The organism is Mesoflavibacter zeaxanthinifaciens DSM 18436 (assembly GCF_000422365.1).
GTDB classification, from domain to species: domain Bacteria; phylum Bacteroidota; class Bacteroidia; order Flavobacteriales; family Flavobacteriaceae; genus Mesoflavibacter; species Mesoflavibacter zeaxanthinifaciens.
Genome location: NZ_AULQ01000005.1, coordinates 230,588 through 251,856, shown reverse-complemented (window position 1 = coordinate 251,856; position 21,269 = coordinate 230,588). Strand labels below are relative to the sequence as shown.

Here is a 21,269-nt window from a genome sequence, read left to right as displayed (position 1 = left end):
GTGTTACAAGTTACTATTATTCATTTAAATTTTAACATTCTTCAAGGTAAAAAACTCAGTATAAATTCAAACATATTATGTAATTTTACACATATGTTTGCATTAGTAGATTGTAATAATTTTTATGCCTCTTGTGAGCGCGTATTTAACCCAAACCTTAACGGTAAACCAGTTGCTATACTTAGCAATAATGATGGTTGTGTGATTTCGCGTAGTGATGAGGCTAAAAATTTGGGTTTACCCATGGGTGCACCAATTTTTAAATGGGAAAACTTCTGTAAAACTAACAATATACATGTATTATCCTCAAATTATCCATTATATGGAGATATGAGTAGTCGTGTCATGTCTATACTAAAACAGTTTACACCAGATGTTGAGGTATATAGTATAGACGAATCCTTTTTGCAATTTAAAGGATTTGAGAATTACAATTTATACAATTATGGGCAGCAAATAAGACAGCGTATTTTAAAATGGACAGGTATACCAACCTGCGTAGGCGTAGCAACTACAAAAGGATTGAGTAAAGTAGCAAATAAAATAGCAAGAAAATTTCCTAAACAAACTAAAGGGACTTATGTTATAGATACAGAAGACAAGCGTATAAAAGCATTAAAATGGCTAAAAATTGAAGACGTTTGGGGCATAGGAAGACAATTATCAAAACGATTAAAAGACAAAGGATGCAAAACAGCTTTAGACTTTGCTAATTTGCCAGAAGATTGGATAAAAGTTAATTTTTCTGTAGTAGAAGCACGATTACATCGCGATTTAAATGGCATACCAACATTAACTTTAGAAGAATACGATCAAGCTAAAAAAGTAATAGCCACAACACGTAGTTTTGATTACACGTATTCTGATTTAAGTTATATAAAAGAGCGTGTAGCAACCTTTGCAGTAACTTGTGCAGAAAAGTTACGTAAACAACACTCTAGCTGTCATACCATAATTGTATTTTTAAAAAGTAATAAGCATAAAAAAGAACAAGCACAACATTCAGAAAGTAGAGCAGTGCACTTACCATATGCAACCAATTCATCTTTAATAATTAGTAATACAGCGGTTAATGCAGTAACTAAAATTTTTAAAAAAGGAATAGAATATAAAAAAGCAGGCGTAATGATAACAGGTTTTGTGCCTACAAACAATTATCAACTCAATATTTTCGAAAAAGAAAACCCAAAGCATTTACCGTTAATGCAAACAATAGATCAAATAAATTTAAAATATCACACAAATAAAATTAAATTAGCAAGTCAAGACCTAGAACGTACATGGAAGATGCGTCAAGAACGATTATCGCCTAGGTATACAACCAATATAAACGATATTATAAAAGTTAAATAATCATTATAATTAAAAGACATAACATATAATTTAGGCGTTACCCTATCGGGTCGGGCTTTTCGCAGTTGCGCTTTGCAAGGCGCTCCAACAATGCTGCAATCCCTAACGCAACTATTTGCTAACAAAAAGACTTAACTATGATCAAGCACAAATCAGGAAGTTTAACCTTTTACATACCAGATGCAACAGCACAATCCGGAGCTCATTTTTTTGATGCAGGTATTTCGGCAGGATTTCCATCGCCAGCAGAAGATTTTAAAGAAGAACGTCTATCATTAGACGAGACGCTAGTAAAAAACAAAGAAGCTACTTTTTATGCACGTGTAAGCGGTCAGTCTATGATAGGAGCCGGATTAGACGATAATGATTTGTTGGTTATAGACCGTAGTTTAGAGCCAGCAAACAATAAAATAGCAGTTTGTTTTTTAGATGGCGAGTTTACAGTAAAACGTCTACGGGTAGAAAAAGAAGAAGTTTGGTTACAACCAGAAAACCCAAATTATCCTATCATTAAGATTACAGAAGATAATAATTTTTTAATTTGGGGTATTGTAACCAACGTTATTAAAAAAGTATAAAACAAAAAACGCGAAGCATTTGCTTCGCGTTTTTTAATTGTAAAAGTAATGTTTTATTAATCTGCTAAAACAATCACTTTGTTATCTTTCATTTCGATTGTACCAGAATTTATTTTTAGTAAAGTAGTGTTTTTATCGCCTTTAGTAAAACGATTTTGAACAGCTTCATCTAACTCTATATTACCAGTAATTTTAACGTTACCTTCTTTTAATATAGAGACAACAGGAGCGTGATTGTTTAACATTTCAAAATCTCCATTTACACCAGGTACAACAACGCTGGTTACTTCTCCGCTAAATAAAGTAGCTTCTGGTGATACAATTTCTAAATACATATTTTTTTTATTGAGTATTGAGTATTGAGTAATTAGAAGTTCTCACTACTAATATCTTATATCTCATTACTAGTTTACGCTTCAGCTAACATTTTTTCTCCAGCTTCTATAGCTTCTTCAATTGTTCCTTTAAGGTTAAACGCTGCTTCTGGTAAGTGATCTAATTCACCATCCATAATCATGTTAAATCCTTTAATAGTATCTTTAATGTCTACTAATACTCCAGGAATACCTGTAAATTGCTCTGCTACGTGGAAAGGTTGAGATAAGAAACGTTGTACACGACGTGCTCTACCTACAGCCATTTTATCTTCTTCAGATAATTCTTCCATACCAAGGATAGCAATAATGTCTTGTAATTCTTTATAACGTTGTAATAACTCTTTAACTCTTTGTGCACAAGCGTAGTGGTCGTTTCCTAAGATGTCTGCAGTTAAAATTCTTGAAGTAGAATCTAATGGATCTACCGCAGGATAAATACCTAACTCGGCAATTTTACGCGATAATACTGTAGTTGCATCTAAGTGAGCAAACGTAGTTGCTGGTGCTGGATCCGTTAAATCATCCGCAGGTACGTAAACCGCTTGTACAGATGTAATAGATCCTTTTTTAGTAGATGTAATACGCTCTTGCATTGCACCCATTTCTGTAGCTAATGTTGGTTGGTAACCTACCGCAGAAGGCATACGTCCTAAAAGTGCAGATACCTCAGATCCTGCTTGTGTAAAACGGAAGATGTTATCTACGAAGAAAAGTACGTCTTTTCCTTGTCCATCTCCAGCTCCATCACGGAAGTATTCTGCTATTGTTAAACCAGATAAGGCAACACGCGCACGTGCTCCTGGTGGTTCATTCATTTGTCCAAAAACGAAAGTTGCTTTAGAGTCTTTCATAGCTGATTTATCAACTTTTTGAAGATCCCATCCGCCTTCTTCCATAGAGTGCATAAAGTCGTCACCATACTTAATAATTCCTGACTCTAACATCTCTCTTAAAAGGTCATTTCCTTCACGAGTTCTTTCTCCAACTCCAGCAAATACTGAAAGTCCACCGTGACCCTTAGCAATGTTGTTAATTAACTCCTGAATTAATACAGTTTTACCTACTCCGGCACCACCAAATAATCCAATCTTACCTCCTTTTGCATAAGGCTCAATTAAGTCAATTACTTTAATACCTGTAAATAAAACTTCAGTAGAAGTAGATAAGTCTTCAAATTTTGGTGCTTGACGGTGAATTGGTAAACCAGCTTCTCCTGCTTTAGGTAAGTCTCCTAAACCATCAATAGCATCTCCAATAACGTTAAATAAACGTCCGTAAACATCACCACCAATTGGCATTTGGATAGGAGCGCCAGTTGCAACAACTTCTGTTCCTCTACTTAAACCATCTGATGAGTCCATAGCGATAGTACGTACAGTATCTTCACCAATGTGAGATTGTACTTCTAGTACTAACTTAGAGCCGTCAGCCTTATTAATTTCTAATGAATCGTAAATTTTTGGTAGTTCAGTACCGGCTCCGAATTCTACATCGATAACTGGACCAACTATTTGTGCAACTTTACCTGTAACTTTTGACATTACTTATCTGTTTAATATTATGGTATTTAATTGAATGAAAACTATTTCTGTTTTCGCGTGCAAAGATAGGCGTTTTTATTTAAAATAAAAGGTCTTTTTTCTTATTTTGAATATAAAAAAACACCTTCATGCAGAAGGTGTTTTATAAATTTAAATTTTGCTGCTAATTTAGTTTAATCCAGCAGAATATGTTGTATTGTAGTTGCCTATATTTACTAGGTTTCCTGAAGCTTCAAAGTTAGAGCCATATGTAGCATCTATAGCTTTTAAGAATTCGTTTGCAATTAAAGCGTAACCTCTAGAGTTTGGATGAACACCATCTAAAGAAAATGCACCACCAGTAACTAAACTTGCTGTTAATAAATAATCTCCTGAAGAAATACCTCCATTAGCTAATTGATTTAATAACGTATTAGCGTCAACAAATGCTAAACCTGCGTTATTAGCAGCGTTTTCTATTGTCGAATTAAATGCAGCAGTAGCAGATGCTATTTCTGATTGTTCTGAAGGAATTAAAACCCATTTGTCATCTAAAGGTTTAGTAATACCTTCAGCAGAGAATTGTCCAGCTAGTGCTGGCGGTAATCCTTGCGCTACTAATCCAGCAGCATAATCCGTGTTAACAGTTCCTATTACACTACTACTTGGTAAAACAAATAAATCTGCAGCTGTTGCTTGTCTTGTTTGACCATAAGTGTTTCCTAAAAGGTTTGCTACTAAAGGAGCTGCTTGAGCAGGAAGCCCAAATTGTGCGATAAAAGCAGGAAATGTTGGACTAGCCATAAGCGCTCCGCTTATTTGAGCAGAAATATCTGTTAAGCTTTCGTCTTTAATAACTACAGGGCTATTCTCTGATTGAGAAAAAACTATAGCTCTTTCAGACTCTCCTAAAGCATCATATATTTGATTAATTGCTCCAAAAATTGAGTTTAACGTTGGTATTTGCGGACCAAAATCAGGATTATCAGGACTTAAAGGGTTGTAAGGTACTGTTGTGAAATGAGGTATTGATGTAACATCTGGAATGTTTGCAATTACACCTTGAGAACCTCCAGAAGTTAAGGTTGTCACTAAAGTGTTATATGCAATATCAAATGTTGTTTGATCAGTAATAGGATCATAATTTTCTGCCATAGTATCACTTTCTCCACCAGATAAAGCATAACCTAAAACATCATTGTTTCCTATCCATAAAGAAAAGAACGTTGGTGATTGTGCCATAGCATCTGCAATAACAGATGTTGTAGGAGAACTTGCCATTCTTACAAAATAAGGATTTGCAGTTGCAGGTGTTGCAAATAAACCGTTTAAATCACCATAACCTGGAGCTAATAAATGAAAACTTTTTGCGCCTGGAACACCCATATTGTTAAATGGTCCAGTTGGATTATTTAAAACAATATCTGTTGTAGTTTGAGCCATAGGGTTTAAGTTTGTAATAGAAGTTGGACCACTACCATCAAAAACCAATCTTGGACCAAAACCAGGAAGTTGACTACCGTTAATTAATAACCCACCAGTATTATCATTTGTTAGTGGTTGGTTAAAGTTACCGCCACCAACTAAAGAGAATTGACCAGATAATATATTAGGCATTGAGTTTTCTTGAGATATTCTATATAAAGCATTGTCTGCAAAACCAGCAGTAAGCGAGTTACCTAAAGAAACGTATGTTGAAAAATTTGCATCTCCAGCTGTTAATTCTGGAAGAGGTCCAGATACATCATCTGAGCTACTATCGTCATCACTACAAGCTGTAAAGCCTAAAGCTGCAGCAAGTATCCATATATATTTTAATTTGTTCATTTTCATAAATTTTATAGGTTATTAATAGTCCAAGATACGTAGTATTGTGATCCAATAAATCCAGTACCAAATGCTGTGAAGTACTCATCACCTAATAGGTTTGTTGCTCCAGCCTTAAATGTAGATTTTAAACTTGGAACTCTGTAGTTGATTTGTGCATCAATAGTGTGGTATGCAGGTACTTCTCCATCACCAAACGACGCTTCCCAGAAGTAAGCATCACTCCATCTCCAAGCAAGGTTAAATCCAAAGTTTTTAAATAACTCTGTGTTACCAAATGTTGCTTTTACTTTATGTTCTGGAGTATTGAAGTTTGTTCTAAAATCTGGATTATTTTCTTGATCAAAATCTAATTTTGCGTATGTATAGTTAAATCCTAAGTCAAAATCATTTAAGACTTTAGTTGTTACACCTAATGCAGTTCCATAAGAATTTACGTTAGCATCAGAGTTAGTGTATGTTTGATAAGCTTGATAATCTCCATTTTGAATAGCTAATAAAGATAAAGAGTTATCTCCAACTGTTCCGTAGAAAGGAGCGATTACAGTTTCATTAGCTAAGAAATCTTTGTAAGAGTTATAGTATGCACTAACGTCTACTATAAACTTATCTAATTTACCTCTGTATCCAACTTCAAAAGAAGTTACTTGTTCTGGTTGAGCAAAGTTAGAATTTGCTACTCTTAAATCTGCAGGGTTTGTTGATTCTGCAAAATCTTGTACAGAGTTAGCTAAGTATGAGTTTGTATAAGCACTTTGTCCAGAGAAGTCTATAGTTGCAGAGTTTGTAAAAGCTTGACCTGCAGGACTTACATTGTAAGTGTCTACATATCTTTCTGGGTTATCTAAAGCACCACCAACTAATACAGCTCTTCCTACATCTAAACCAATATACAAGTCTTGAGTAGTAGGGTTTCTAAATCCTGTTTGAACAGAAGCACGGAAGTTATGATCTTTGTTAACTGTAAATCCTAAAGATAATCTAGGAGAAAAGAAACCGTCAAATAATTCTGATTTGTCATAACGAACAGAACCTGTTGCTTTTAATTCTACATTTTCACTTAAGTCGAAGTTTTTTTGGATTTGAGTATAAAAACCAACCTCAGAATAATCAATAGGACCATCATTATCTGTATAAATAGTTCCAAAAGAGTTTAATTTATACTTTCTATAAGATCCACCTATTTGAATTTCAGCAAAATCAATCATATCACTAAAGTTATAATTAGCATCTGCATGATAGATTTTTGAATTATCTTGAAATTTAGATCCAGTACTTAAATCAGGATCTCTTGTAACTTTGTTAAACGCATTTTGAAATTCTGGTGTTCCTGGTAAATATCTTCCTGTATCTGCAGCAGCTCTTGCAGCGTCATGCTTTTGCTGTTCTGATAGGCCTAAAGGATTACCACTTAACTCTATACCTGCAAAGGTTGCAATGTAATCTCCAAACCAATCTTCGTCACTCTTCCATGATCTATTAATATTGATTCCTGTAAAAACCATATCGTAAGAATCTCCAGCTTTATCTTCTGTTACATAACCTCTTACAAAGAAGTTTTTATCTCTAATTTCTAATTTATGTTGTTGTAAAAAGAAATTATTGATATTGTATCTATTTGCACCTTGGTAAATAGTGTTACCAGAACCAACTTTTCCTACATAAGCAATTTCAAAATCACTATCTGTAAATGGTCTAAAATATAATCCCCAATCTGCTTTTATACTTTCAGCATTATAGTTAGTTAGATCTCTTTCGTTATAACCAGTTCTACTTACTGTTACATCAGGAATAATACCTAAACCTGAAGCAGATCTAATGTTTGTAGATACTTCATCTCCATAAACGTTAATACCATCATAGTCATAGTCTGATCTTGTTAAGCCTCTATTTAATTTATCTTTTTCGTTAGTTGCAGCCCAATCAGTTCCTTTTAAGTAACCAAAGTTTACTTTTACAGCAAATTTATCTGAGAATTTATGAGCCATTCTAATACCTAAATCTGTTAAAGGATTGTCTCCAGCAGCTTCTTGAGATGTTATACCTCTTTTAATATAACCACTAATTCCTTCATGGTCAAAAGGGTTTTTACTTCTCATGAATAAGATTCCGTTAAAGGCATTTGCACCGTAAAGAGCAGATGATGCACCTGGTAAAAGCTCTACACTTAATACATCAGTTTCTGTCATACCTAATAAATTACCTAATGGGAAGTTTAAGGCAGGAGCTGAGTTATCCATACCATCTACTAATTGCATAAATCTAGTGTTAGCAAATGTTGCAAAACCACGTGTGTTAATAGATTTGAATGTTAAACTATTTGTATTAATGTCTACACCCTTAAGGTTTTCTAATCCATCATAAAAATCTACAGAAGCAGTGTTTTTAATTTCTTTTAAACCGAATCTCTCTACCGTTACAGGAGATTCAAAAATACGTTCTGGTGTACGAGACGCAGAAATAACAACTTCATCTAAAGATGTTCCTTCTGTTAACACGATGTCTACTTTTTGATTGTTAGAGGTAATTTCGGTTGTTTGACTTGTAAAACCAACACTACTTACTTGTATACTAAAAGGTGGTGTTTGGTTTGTGTTTAAAGTAAAATTTCCGTCAAAGTCTGTTACTGTTCCTTCTGAAGTTCCGAGGATAATAACATTAGCACTAGGTATAGGTTGTTTACTTACATCATCTACAACTGTACCTGTTATTGTTGTTTGTGCAAAAGTAATAGCACAAAATAACAACATTGCAATTTTAAGGGTTGTCTTCATTTTTTAGATTTAGTTTAATTATTGTAGCAATATACGTTTTTTAACTAAATCTTAAAAAAAAGTGAAAGAAAATTATGCGTGCATAATAAGTTTTTGCGAAAAAAAATAGCTTCAAAATCTATTATTCGTAAAAATCACCAGTGATTATTGAATATTTTAAGATTTTGAAGCTAGTGTAATTTATTCAGTTTTTTATTCTACCGTAACTGATTTTGCTAAGTTTCTTGGTTGATCAACATTTTTGCCTAACATCACAGCAATATGATAAGATAAAAGTTGTAATGGTATTGTTGTTAATAAAGGAGTTAAAGATTCAATAGTTTCTGGAACTTCAATGACATGATCTGCCAATTCTTTTACGTCTTGGTCACCTTTAGTTACAATTCCTATTATTTTACCTGACCTTGATTTTATTTCTTGGATATTGCTTACTACTTTTTCATAATGCCCTTTTTTTGTTGCAATTACAAATACTGGCATTTGATCATCAATCAATGCAATTGGCCCGTGTTTCATTTCTGCAGCAGGATAACCTTCTGCATGGATATAAGAAATTTCTTTTAGTTTTAGAGCACCTTCTAAAGCTACCGGGAAATTAAAACCTCTACCTAAGTATAAACAGTTTTTTGCGTCTTTGTAAGTTTCTGCTACCATTTTTATATGGTCGTCAGATTTTAAAGCTTCAGCTACTTTATTAGGTATCAACTCTAATTCTACTAAATGTTTTTGAAATTCAGAATTAGATAAATTTCCATTAGATTTAGCTAATTTTAAAGCTATAAGCGTTAGTACTGTAATTTGAGTTGTAAATGCTTTTGTTGAAGCAACACCAATTTCTGGTCCTGCATGAGTGTAAGCACCTGCGTGTGTTTCTCTAGCTATAGAAGAACCAACAACATTACAGACACCAAAAACAAAAGCTCCTTTTTGTTTAGCTAATTTAATGGCTGCAAGTGTATCTGCAGTTTCACCAGATTGAGAGATTGCTATTACAACATCTTTTTCTGAAATTACTGGATTACGGTATCTAAACTCAGAAGCGTATTCTACTTCAACAGGTATTCTTGCTAGGTCTTCAAATATATATTCTGCAACTAATCCAGCATGCCAAGAGGTACCACATGCGACGATAATAATTCTATTAGCGTTTAAGAATTTTTCTAGATTATCATCAATACCAGCCATTTTTATAATACTATCATTGACTCTTAATCTTCCTCTGTAGGTGTCTTTTATAGCATTAGGTTGTTCATGAATTTCTTTAAGCATGAAATGTTCATAACCACCTTTTTCTATTTGTTCTAAATTTATTTTTAATTCTTGAATGTAAGGGTCTACTAAAGAATCGTTTTTGATTTTTCTTATTTTAACTCCTTTTTTAAGTCTTACAATAGCCATTTCTTCATCTTCTAAATAAATAGCTTTTTTAGTGTATTCTAAAAAAGGTGATGCATCACTTGCTATAAAAAACTCTTCTTCTCCAACACCTATAGCTAATGGACTTCCTAATTTAGCTACGACTATTTCGTCTGGTTTATTTTTGTCAAAAACAGCAATAGCATATGCTCCTACAACTTGGTTTAGTGCAATTTGTACTGCTTTTCCTAATTTAACTTTTTCGTTTTTCTTAACGTCTTCAATTAGGTTTATTAAAACTTCGGTATCTGTATCTGATTTGAAAGTGTAACCACGTTTGATTAACTCTTTTTTTATAGATTCATAGTTTTCAATAATTCCATTATGAATTATTACTAAATCACCAGAGTTAGAATAATGTGGATGAGAATTTACATCGTTTGGTACACCATGAGTAGCCCAACGTGTATGACCTATTCCTACAGAACCATCTTTTGAGATTTCTGTTTTAACTTTTTCTTCTAAATCAGCAACTTTACCTTTTGTTTTTGATAACTTTAGTTCTGATCCATCGTATAGAGCTATACCGGCACTATCGTAACCTCTATATTCTAGTCTTTTTAAGCCTTCCATTACTATAGGATAAGCTTCTTTTTTTCCTATGTAGCCTACAATTCCACACATAATTTTTAGTTTTCGGTTTCTGTGTAATAAATTTCAAAAGTTGCTCTGTTTTCTTCAGGAACAGATTCTTTACTACCATAAAGTACAGTACCTTTAGGAGAGATAGTTGAACTTGAAGGAACAAAATTAATCATATCTTCTTCAGTTGTGTTTATTATTCTTGAAGTGGATATGTTGTTTACGTTAGTTGAAACAAATATTCCTAAATCTAAATTTGTCGAGTCGCTTATAAGAATATTTTTAACATGCTCTGTTAATCTAAATTTGTATCTAATTCCATTTTCATCTTCGTCTCTTTCTAAACGTGGCGCATAAATAATTTTTGAGTTTATTGGGCTTAAAAAGTTGCTCGAAGCATCAAAATAATAATCTATGATAGGTACATTGTTTTTTAAATCATAAAGTATTACTCTTTCTGATTCAACATCATTAGAACTACTTTGGTTATTAACAAGATCTTGATTTACGTAAAAAATTAAGTCTGCCTCATTAATTAACCATTTTTCATTTTTTTCTTTAAAATATTCTAGAGCAGGAACATCACTTCCAGATTCATCTTGAACTGTACCTTCAAATAATTTAATGACAGAAAAGTTTCCATTCATTCCTTTTAAATACAAATTGTCATCACCTAAAGTTGCGTCACCATCTGTAGGCGTGGTATATAAATTATTAAAGTTGTTAGCTTTAATTCCTGTAAAGTCTAAAGTGTATTGGCCTGTTAATAATTCTTCTTGATCAACATCATCTTCATCGTAATAGGTATATTCTAAAGTTATATTAGCATTGGCATCACCTAAGTTAAGCATAGCCATACTACCATCTCCAGTATTGTCTTCTACTTTAAAAATTAATCCTCTGAAGTAATTATAAAAACTACTGTTGTTTGAAAGTTCTTCGCTGTCTTGATAAGGAAAAAATAAATTTTCCCAATCGCTTAGATTAATGATGTTTGCGTTGCTGTCATTAAAAAGATCTACATAAATTCCAGGAGCTAAAACTTCTGTTTCATCATCTTCATTAATAACACTGTGAGTAGAATTACTAATTGAAAAATCGTTGTTTTCATAAAGTAACTCTAGTGTTTGAGAGTTTACATCTATAGTTTCAAATATGTTTGAGTAATAAAGCTGTTGGTCTTCAAAATCTGAAGCAGGATCTAAGTCTCTTAACAGGTAATTGCTTCTGTAAATAGAAAGTTTAAATGTTGCGGATTGATTACCAAAAACAGAATCTAATGTGTATGTAGAAACTCCATCATCATCTGTACTTTCTATTTCAGAATAATATGGTATGTAAAGTTTTACAGATTGAAGTGTTGGATTTACACCAAAATCTGGGGATAAGTTTGTTGGTAAAACTTGAGTTATAATACTTGCTTCTGTAGCTCCGTAAGGTTGCATATCATCATGATAAACACCTAATAGATTGTTTGGTAATCCGTTAGTTTGAATTGGATTACTTTTTTTAGTATAAGAAACAAAAGGGAAAACTTTACGATTGGTTTCAAAGTTTTGTACGCCTCTTATATCGCTATCAACATTTAAGTAATCTCTGTCGCAACCTACAGTGACTAAAGCGATTAAACCTAATATAGCTAGTGGTTGAAAGGCTTTACTTATATATTTTTTCATTAATTTTTATGCTTTTATTAGCTTAAAACGTCATTATTGTAAAAATTAGTGTAAGCTTCACTAAATTCATCTTTCGGTTGGTAATCTAAGACAGGTTTTTTAGAATCTTTTAAATGTTTTGTTAAATCTTCAGGAATATCTTCAGAACCAACTATTAAAGCGTCAGATTGGTCTATTGCAACCTTCATTAGGTTTGAGTATGTAGGATTTTCTAAAACCTTAATCTGGTCTTCTTCTATACCATCAAATTTTATTTTATTAATTAGATCTTTATTTAGCGTCTCATCAAAGCTTTGGCTGTAAACAGATGTTACAATTTTACTTTGATTAAACAAAGGTTCGTCTTTATAAAACTGTTTTAAGTATAATGGCAATAAAGATGCTAGCCAACCATGAACATGAATGATATCTGGTGACCAATTTAATTTTTTTACAGTTTCAATTACTCCTTTTGCAAAGAAAATAGCGCGTTCGTCATTATCTTCAAAAAGGTTACCGTTTTCATCTGTAAATGTTGCTTTTCTTTTAAAGTATTCGTCATTATCGATAAAATATACCTGAATTCTTTCTTTAGGTATAGATGCAACTTTAATAATTAAAGGCATATCTAAATCGTTAATAACAAGGTTTATTCCAGATAAGCGTATTACTTCATGTAATTGGTGTCTTCTTTCATTTATATTGCCATATCTAGGCATAAAAATTCTTATTTGCCCTCCTTGTTGATTCACCATTCTAGGTGTTTCAAACGACATTGACGAAATTTCAGTTTCTGGTAAATAAGGCACCACTTCAGATGATACATATAATATCCTCTTATCTTTCATAAATTACTAGCTTTTTAGAATTAAAATTAAAAAACACGCAAAAGTACAAAATTTTATGCAGATTGCCACTAAAAGATTAAGTTTGCATGCGTTAATTAAATAATAAACAATGATTGTTTTTAGAAAAAAAGACGAACTTAATGCTAAGATTTCTTCTTTAAAGGAAGAAAATACGACCGTTGGATTTGTACCAACTATGGGTGCATTACATCAAGGTCATTTAAGTTTAGTTGAAGAGGCTTTAGCTAATAATAATCTGGTTATAGTTAGTGTTTTTGTAAATCCAACACAGTTTGATAACTCTGAAGATTTAAAAAAATATCCACGAAATTTACAACAAGACGTTGACTTGTTAAATACTTTATCTGATAAAATTATTGTTTATGCACCAACGGTAGAGGATATTTATGAAGGTGAAACTAAATCTCAAAAATTTAATTTTGATGGATTAGAACATCAAATGGAAGGTAAATTTAGAGACGGTCATTTTGATGGCGTAGGAACAATTGTAAAACTTTTGTTTGATATAGTAAAGCCTAATAATGCTTATTTTGGAGAAAAAGACTTTCAGCAATTAGCAATTATAAAAAAGCTAGTTTCAAAATATAATATACCTGTTAATATTGTAGGTTGTAAAATTAAACGAGACGCTAATGGTTTAGCGTTAAGTTCTCGTAACACAAGATTAAAACCAGAGCATAAGGTAGTAGCGCCTTTTATTTATAAGACATTAAAAGCTGCCAAAGAAAAGTTTGGCACAAAAAGTGCTAATAAAGTTATAGAATGGGTTGAAAATCAGTTTGCTAATCACGAATTGTTAGAGTTGGAATATTTTACCATAGCAGACGAAGCAACCCTAAAAACAGCAAAACGTAAATCTAAAAACAAGCAATACAGAGCTTTTATTGCAGTATATGCAGGAAAAATTCGGCTAATTGACAATATAGCTTTAAATTAATTATCTTTGTCCCATGCAAATTCAAGTAGTAAAATCAAAAATTCATCGTGTAAAAGTAACAGGTGCAGACCTAAATTATATTGGAAGTATAACCATTGATGAAGATTTAATGGATGCAGCCAATATTATTCAAGGCGAAAAAGTGCAGATTGTAAATAATAATAATGGCGCACGATTAGAGACCTATGCAATACCAGGTCCACGTAATTCTGGTGAAATAACCTTAAACGGAGCAGCAGCAAGATTAGTATCTCCAGGAGATGTGTTAATTTTAATCACTTATGCTTTTATGGATATAGAAGAAGCTAAGGTGTTTAAACCATCATTAGTATTTCCTGATGAAGCAACAAATCTTCTAAAATAGATGTCTAAAAGACCGATAATACAAGTTTTAAAAATAGTGCTCCCAATTTTATTGGGAGTTTTTTTAATCTGGTATTCTTTATCTAAAATATCAATCTCTGGCTTATTAGAATATTTTAAAAATGCCAATTATCTTTATATCTTTTTAGGTGTTATTTTTGGTTTATTAAGTCATTTATCAAGAGCTTACCGTTGGTTGTTTATGTTAGAGCCAATGGGTTATAAAGTAAAAATGGGTAATAGTATAATGGCAGTTTTTGCTGCTTATTTAATAAATTACACTATACCACGAGCAGGCGAAGTGGCAAGAGCAACCGTCTTAACAAATTACGAAGGTGTGCCTTTTCAAAAAGGTTTTGGGACTATTGTTGCAGAGCGTGTTGCAGACTTTATAGTCATGCTATTAATAATAGGAGTTACGCTAATACTTCAATTTGAATTCATCTTTAATTTTTTTGCAGAAAAATTCAATCCAATCAAGCTTATAATTGCCTTTTCAATTTTATTGATTTTAGGATTTCTTTCAATAATTTATATCAAAAAGAGTAGTTCAAAAATAGCTATCAAAATTAAAAATTTTGCCAATGGTTTAATAGAAGGTGCGTTAAGTGTCTTTAAAATGAAAAAAAAGTGGGCTTTTATCTTCCATACACTTTTTATCTGGGCAATGTATATTTCAATGTTTTATATAACAACATTTGCTATAAAAGATTTAGGGAGTGTTTCTATTGGAGCTGTTTTAATAGGGTTTATTTTAGCTACTTTTAGTATAGCAGCAACAAACGGTGGTATTGGATCATACCCAGAAGCAATTGTAATAGCTTTCACATTATTTGGTTTACCTGAAGATCCAAGTCGTGCATTTGGGTGGATTATGTGGACATCCCAAACCCTATTAATATTTGTTTTAGGAGGACTATCTTTATTGTATCTTCCTTTTTTTAACCGAAACAAATAATTTGTACATTGCACTAAACTTAATCTATTAACCTTATGAAACGTTTTTTATTACTGCTAATAACGTTAGTTTTAAGCAATACGCTAACATCCCAAACCATTTATAAAGAAATAAACTCTGAAAAGTTAGGCGAATCTCGTCAATTAAAAATTCAAGTACCACGTAACTACGATACTTCAGATAAAAAATATCCTGTAGTTGTTGTTTTTGACGGAGATTATTTATTCGAAATCGTAGCAGGAAACGTAGATTATGCAGCCTATTGGGAAGATATGCCAGAAGCAATCGTAGTAGGAATAAATCAATATCAAAAACGTGAAGCAGATTGTTTTTACAGCGAGCAAAACTCGCTACCAATAGAGACTGGTGCTGCTTTTTTTGAGTTTGTAAGTATGGAGCTTATTCCGTTTATAGATAAAAATTTCCGTACAGAAAATTTTAAAGTTGCAGTTGGACATGGGCAAACAGCAAACTATATTAATTACTATTTATTAAAAGGAGTTCCTTTATTTCAAGCATATATTAGTTTAAGTCCAAGTTTGGCGCCAGATATGAAAACATATCTAACAGAGAAAATGCCAAAATTAGAACAAAAAATATTCTATTATTTAGCAGCAGCAAACAATGATAAGGGTAACATTAAAGAAGAAACCGAAGCGTTAGCAAAAAGTATTTCTTCAATAGAAAATGATAATCTTTTAGATCATTCTGAAGTTTTTACAGACGCGACACATTATTCTTTACCTGCGCAGGCTATCCCAAAAGCTTTACAAAAAATATTCTTAGTATTTCAACCAATAAGTTTAAAAGAATACAAAGAAACTGTTCTAAATCTTGAAGGAAATCCGGTTGATTATTTAAAAGAAAAATATGAAACTATAGAAACGCTTTTTGGTATAAAAAAGCCAATCTTAATTAACGATTTTAAAGCAATCGAAGCAGCAATCAAGAAAAAAGAAAAGTACGAATACTTTGAAGATTTAGGTAATTTAGCTCGTGAAGAATACCCAGACACCTTACTTGGACATTATTATTTAGGACGTTTTTACGAAGAAACAGGTAAGTCTAAAAAAGCAATGAAAACATATCAATCTGCATATGTTTTACAAGAAATAGGAGGTATTACAAAAGATTTAGTTTTAGAGTTAGCAGAACAAATTAAAGCAGACTTTGGGTATTAATGGCAAAAGTAAAAACAACGTTTTTTTGTCAAAATTGTGGCACACAATTTTCTAAGTGGCAGGGTCAATGTACATCTTGTAAAGAGTGGAATACCATTGTAGAAGAAGTGGTGCAAAAGCCTGAAAAAAACGATTGGAAAACATCAACATCCAACACTTCAAAAAGAGTTTCAAAGCCTTTAAAGCTAAAAGAAATTGATTCGTCTCAAGATGTAAGATTAGATACTAATGATGCCGAATTTAACCGTGTTTTAGGAGGCGGAATTGTACCAGGATCTTTAACACTTTTAGGAGGAGAACCAGGTATAGGTAAGAGTACATTGCTGCTTCAAGTGTCCTTAAAATTACCTTACAAAACGTTGTATATTTCAGGTGAAGAAAGCCAGAAACAAATAAAAATGAGAGCAGAACGTATTAATCCAAATAACGAAACCTGCTACATTTTAACCGAAACCAAAACACAAAATATCTTTAAGCAAATTGAAGCAATTGAGCCTGATATAGTTATTGTAGATTCCATTCAAACATTGCATAGTGATTATATTGAAAGTTCTAGCGGAAGCATTTCGCAAATTAAAGAATGTACTACAGAGCTAATCAAGTTTGCTAAAGAAACTAATACACCGGTAATTCTTATCGGGCATATTACAAAAGATGGTCACATTGCAGGACCTAAAATACTAGAACATATGGTAGATACTGTACTTCAGTTTGAAGGCGATCGTAACCATGTATTCAGGATTTTAAGAGCAAACAAAAATCGTTTTGGATCTACAAACGAGCTAGGTATTTATGAAATGCAGGGATCTGGTTTAAGAGAAGTCTCTAACCCAAGCGAAATTTTAATTTCTCAAAAAGACGAAGCTTTATCAGGTAATGCAGTTGCTGCAACTTTAGAAGGTATGCGTCCTTTAATGATAGAAGTACAAGCGCTAGTAAGTACGGCTGTTTATGGTACGCCTCAACGAAGTGCTACAGGTTTTAATGCCAAACGTTTAAATATGTTATTGGCAGTTTTAGAAAAGCGTGCAGGATTTAGATTAGGCGCTAAAGACGTATTTTTAAATATAACTGGAGGCATTAATGTTGATGATCCAGCAATAGATTTAGCAGTAGTAGCTGCCATTTTATCTTCAAATGAAGACGAGCCACTTCAAACCGATTTTTGTTTTGCTGCAGAAGTTGGTCTGTCTGGAGAAATTAGACCAGTACAACGTGTAGAGCAACGTATTCTCGAAGCTGAAAAGCTAGGTTTTTCAACCATTTTTGTGTCTAAATACAATAAGATTACTATTAAACCTAAAGGAATAAAAATTCAATTGGTTTCAAAAATTGAAGATATTGTAGATTTTTTAAGTTAGAATTATTAAAATTCTTCTTTAAGAGCTTCAATTTGAAGCTTTTTTTATGCTCAAAAATCAGACTTTTAAACAGAATTCATTAATTTCGCGACTCTTATAAGAAAAACGAAAACATGAATACTGGATTTCCTGAATATAAAGGACTTAACTTACCAAAAGTAGCAGAAGAAATTCTTAACTATTGGGAAGACAATAATATCTTCGAAAAAAGTGTAACCTCTCGCGAAAACGCAGAACCTTTTGTGTTTTTTGAAGGTCCGCCATCTGCAAACGGTTTACCTGGTGTACACCACGTATTAGCACGTGCAATAAAAGATATTTTTCCAAGGTATAAAACCATGAAAGGTTACCAAGTAAAGCGTAAAGCTGGTTGGGATACACATGGTTTACCAGTAGAATTAGGTGTAGAAAAAGAGTTAGGAATTACCAAAGAAGATATTGGTAAAAAAATTACAGTAGAAGAGTATAACGCAGCGTGCCGTAAAGCTGTAATGCGTTACACAGATATCTGGAATAACCTAACTCAACAAATGGGATATTGGGTAGATATGGACGATCCATACATTACCTATAAGCCAAAATATATGGAAAGTGTTTGGTGGTTGTTAAAGCAAATCTACAATAAAGAATTGCTGTATAAAGGCTATACCATTCAGCCATATTCTCCAAAAGCAGGAACAGGATTAAGTTCTCACGAGCTTAATCAACCAGGAACATACCAAGATGTAACAGATACAACTGTAGTAGCACAGTTTAAAGCTGTAGCAGATACGTTACCAGACTTTTTACAAAACGAAGGCGATATTCATTTTATAGCTTGGACTACAACACCTTGGACATTACCAAGTAATACAGCATTAACCGTTGGTCCAAAAATAGATTACGTTTTAGTCGAAACGTATAACCAATATACCTTCAAACCTATGAATGTGATATTGGCTAAAAATCTTGTTGGTAAACAATTTGACGGTAAGTATAAGCAAGTTGAAACAAAGCCAGAATTAATTGAATATAAAGAAGGTGACAAGAAAATTCCTTTTTACATCGTAAAAGAATTTAAAGGAAAAGATCTAGTTGGTATCAAGTACGAACAATTGTTAGATTACGTATTACCAAATGATAATCCTGAAAATGCATTTAGAGTAATATCTGGAGATTTCGTAACGACTGAAGACGGTACAGGTATCGTACATACAGCGCCAACCTTTGGAGCAGATGATGCTTTAGTGGCAAAACAAGCTACACCAGAAATACCACCAATGTTGGTAAAAGACGAGAATGATAACTTGGTGCCATTAGTAGATTTACAAGGTAAATTTAGACCAGAAGTGACTGAGTTTGCTGGTAAATATGTGAAAAACGAATATTACGCAGAAGGTGAAGCACCAGAAAAGTCAGTTGATGTAGAAATTGCCATCAAACTTAAAATTGAAAACAAAGCCTTTAAAGTAGAAAAATACAAGCATAGCTATCCAAACTGTTGGCGTACAGATAAACCAATTTTATATTATCCATTAGATTCTTGGTTTATCAAAGTAACCGACGTAAAAGATAGAATGCATGAGTTAAATACAACCATTAACTGGAAACCAAAATCTACAGGAGAAGGACGTTTTGGTAACTGGTTAGCTAATGCAAACGATTGGAATTTATCACGCTCACGTTATTGGGGAATTCCGTTACCAATTTGGCGTACAGAAGATGGTAAAGAAGAAATCTGTATCGGTTCTGTTGAAGAATTAAAAACCGAAATGGCTAAAGCTGTTTCAGCAGGCGTATTTCAAAAGGATATTTTTGAAGACTTTGAAGTTGGTAACATGTCTGAAGACAACTACGATAAAATAGATTTACACAAAAACATTGTAGATCAAATTACGTTAGTATCGCCATCTGGTCAACCAATGAAGCGCGAAAGCGACTTGATAGACGTTTGGTTTGATTCAGGATCAATGCCTTACGCACAGTGGCATTACCCGTTTGAAAACAAAAACTTAATTGATAATAACGAAGCTTATCCTGCCGATTTTATTGCCGAAGGTGTAGACCAAACACGAGGTTGGTTTTACACATTGCACGCAATTGGTACTATGGTTTTCGATTCTGTAGCGTATAAAAATGTAGTCTCAAACGGATTAGTTTTAGATAAAAACGGACAAAAAATGTCTAAGCGTTTAGGTAACGCAGTAGATCCTTTTGAAACCTTAGATAATTACGGTGCAGATGCTACACGTTGGTACATGATTGGTAATGCCAATCCATGGGACAACTTAAAATTTGATATCGAAGGTGTAGAAGAAGTAAAACGTAAGTTTTTCGGTACGTTGTACAATACGTATTCGTTCTTCAGCTTATATACCAATTTAGATAAATTTAGTTATGCTGAAGCAGAAATTCCTTTAGCAGAACGACCAGAATTAGACCGTTGGATTCTTTCAGAATTACACACCTTAATTCAAAAAGTAGACGAATATTATGCCGAATATGAGCCTACAAAAGCAGCGCGTGCTATTTCAGATTTTACACAAGATTACTTAAGTAACTGGTACGTACGTTTAAGCAGAAGACGTTTCTGGAAAGGCGATTACCAAACCGATAAAATTTCGGCTTACCAAACGCTGTATACGTGTATGGTAACCATTGCAAAGTTAGGCGCGCCAATTGCACCATTCTTTATGGATAAGCTGTATTTAGACTTAAATAGCGTAACTAAAAAAGAGACGTTTGAAAGTGTTCACCTTTCAGATTTCCCTAAATACGATGCAAGCTTTGTAGATAAATCTTTGGAGCGAAAAATGGAGAACGCGCAAACAATTTCTTCATTAGTATTATCGTTAAGAGCTAAAGAGAAAATTAAAGTACGTCAGCCACTACAGAAAATTATGATTCCTGTAGATTCTGCACAGCAAAGAGAAGAAATAAAAGCGGTAGAAAACTTAATAAAACACGAGGTTAATATTAAAGAAATCGAGCTTTTAGAAGACGCTTCAGATATCTTAGTTAAGCAAATAAAACCAAACTTTAAAGTACTTGGACCACGTTTTGGTAAAGATATGAAGTTGATTGCTAGTGAGATACAAAAACTTGGCGCAGACGATATTAAAAATATTGAACAAAATAACACTTTAGACATCGATTGTAATGGAAAAATTATTACATTACAACGTGAAGATGTTGAAATAACATCGCAAGATATTGAAGGTTGGTTAGTTGCAAACGAAGGTAAAATAACAGTAGCTTTAGATGTAACTATTACAGAGCCATTACGTGAAGAAGGTATTGCAAGAGAATTAGTAAACCGAATTCAAAACCTACGTAAAGACTCAGGATTTGAAGTAACAGATAGAATTACTGTACAAATCCAAAACGACCAAAATATCGAGCAGGCTATTAACAACAATCTAGATTATATTAAGACCGAAACCTTAACTGATAATCTTGAAATTATTAACCAAATAGATAATGGTATAGAAATTGCTTTTGATGACGTAAATACCAAATTGTCTATTCAAAAAAATTAA

The 21,269-nt window shown here is 32.8% G+C and carries 15 protein-coding genes; 8 read left to right on the top strand and 7 right to left on the bottom strand.

The genetic code is table 11. The annotated features are described in order from the left end of the window. Nucleotides 1-93: 93 nt before the first annotated feature. Both H574_RS0105595 and H574_RS0105590 read left to right on the top strand, forming a co-directional pair. Nucleotides 94-1,353, top strand: a complete 1,260-nt coding sequence (locus tag H574_RS0105595) for a Y-family DNA polymerase (protein ID WP_027879622.1) — start codon at nucleotides 94-96, stop codon at nucleotides 1,351-1,353. A gap of 137 nt (nucleotides 1,354-1,490) precedes the next feature. Continuing rightward, a complete protein-coding gene (locus H574_RS0105590) occupies nucleotides 1,491-1,931 on the top strand; it encodes a LexA family protein (protein ID WP_027879621.1) in 441 nt (146 codons plus the stop codon). Between the two features lie 56 nt (nucleotides 1,932-1,987). On the opposite strand, the gene H574_RS0105585 is transcribed toward H574_RS0105590, so the two are convergent. The 7 genes from H574_RS0105585 to H574_RS0105555 all read right to left on the bottom strand — a co-directional run bounded on the left by H574_RS0105585 (nucleotide 1,988) and on the right by H574_RS0105555 (nucleotide 12,930). Continuing rightward, nucleotides 1,988-2,266, bottom strand: coding sequence for a F0F1 ATP synthase subunit delta/epsilon (locus H574_RS0105585; RefSeq protein ID WP_027879620.1), 279 nt, complete (start codon nucleotides 2,264-2,266; stop codon nucleotides 1,988-1,990). A 74-nt stretch (nucleotides 2,267-2,340) separates the two neighbouring features. Further along, nucleotides 2,341-3,849, bottom strand: coding sequence for a F0F1 ATP synthase subunit beta (gene atpD / locus H574_RS0105580; protein ID WP_027879619.1), 1,509 nt, complete (start codon nucleotides 3,847-3,849; stop codon nucleotides 2,341-2,343). A 168-nt stretch (nucleotides 3,850-4,017) separates the two neighbouring features. Next, nucleotides 4,018-5,655 (bottom strand): SGNH/GDSL hydrolase family protein, encoded by a 1,638-nt coding sequence (locus H574_RS0105575; protein WP_081653178.1) that lies wholly within the window; start codon nucleotides 5,653-5,655, stop codon nucleotides 4,018-4,020. 11 nt (nucleotides 5,656-5,666) lie between these two features. Next, a complete protein-coding gene (locus H574_RS0105570; protein ID WP_027879617.1) occupies nucleotides 5,667-8,429 on the bottom strand; it encodes a TonB-dependent receptor in 2,763 nt (920 codons plus the stop codon). A gap of 192 nt (nucleotides 8,430-8,621) precedes the next feature. Further along, complete coding sequence (glmS, locus tag H574_RS0105565) at nucleotides 8,622-10,469, bottom strand: glutamine--fructose-6-phosphate transaminase (isomerizing) (RefSeq protein WP_027879616.1); 1,848 nt, start codon at nucleotides 10,467-10,469, stop codon at nucleotides 8,622-8,624. A 5-nt stretch (nucleotides 10,470-10,474) separates the two neighbouring features. Next, nucleotides 10,475-12,103, bottom strand: a complete 1,629-nt coding sequence (locus tag H574_RS0105560; RefSeq protein WP_027879615.1) for a BamH family beta-barrel-assembly machinery protein — start codon at nucleotides 12,101-12,103, stop codon at nucleotides 10,475-10,477. A gap of 17 nt (nucleotides 12,104-12,120) precedes the next feature. Next, nucleotides 12,121-12,930 carry a glycogen/starch synthase gene (locus H574_RS0105555; RefSeq protein ID WP_027879614.1) on the bottom strand — a complete coding sequence of 270 codons (810 nt, stop codon included), beginning with the start codon at nucleotides 12,928-12,930 and terminating at the stop codon, nucleotides 12,121-12,123. A 109-nt stretch (nucleotides 12,931-13,039) separates the two neighbouring features. Here H574_RS0105555 and panC point away from each other — a divergent pair, with 109 nt between their 5' ends. From panC to ileS, 6 genes are all read left to right on the top strand, one after another. Next, on the top strand, nucleotides 13,040-13,888 hold the full coding sequence (gene panC, locus H574_RS0105550) for a pantoate--beta-alanine ligase (protein ID WP_027879613.1): 849 nt from the start codon (nucleotides 13,040-13,042) through the stop codon (nucleotides 13,886-13,888). 13 nt (nucleotides 13,889-13,901) lie between these two features. After that, nucleotides 13,902-14,252 (top strand): aspartate 1-decarboxylase, encoded by a 351-nt coding sequence (panD, locus tag H574_RS0105545; protein WP_027879612.1) that lies wholly within the window; start codon nucleotides 13,902-13,904, stop codon nucleotides 14,250-14,252. Further along, nucleotides 14,253-15,209 (top strand): lysylphosphatidylglycerol synthase transmembrane domain-containing protein, encoded by a 957-nt coding sequence (locus tag H574_RS0105540; protein ID WP_027879611.1) that lies wholly within the window; start codon nucleotides 14,253-14,255, stop codon nucleotides 15,207-15,209. Nucleotides 15,210-15,244: 35 nt separating this feature from the next. After that, nucleotides 15,245-16,390 (top strand): alpha/beta hydrolase, encoded by a 1,146-nt coding sequence (locus H574_RS0105535; RefSeq protein ID WP_027879610.1) that lies wholly within the window; start codon nucleotides 15,245-15,247, stop codon nucleotides 16,388-16,390. Further along, complete coding sequence (radA, locus tag H574_RS0105530; RefSeq protein WP_027879609.1) at nucleotides 16,390-17,751, top strand: DNA repair protein RadA; 1,362 nt, start codon at nucleotides 16,390-16,392, stop codon at nucleotides 17,749-17,751. Before H574_RS0105535 ends, radA begins: the two co-directional genes overlap by 1 nt. A gap of 113 nt (nucleotides 17,752-17,864) precedes the next feature. Next, nucleotides 17,865-21,269, top strand: coding sequence for an isoleucine--tRNA ligase (ileS, locus tag H574_RS0105525; protein ID WP_027879608.1), 3,405 nt, complete (start codon nucleotides 17,865-17,867; stop codon nucleotides 21,267-21,269).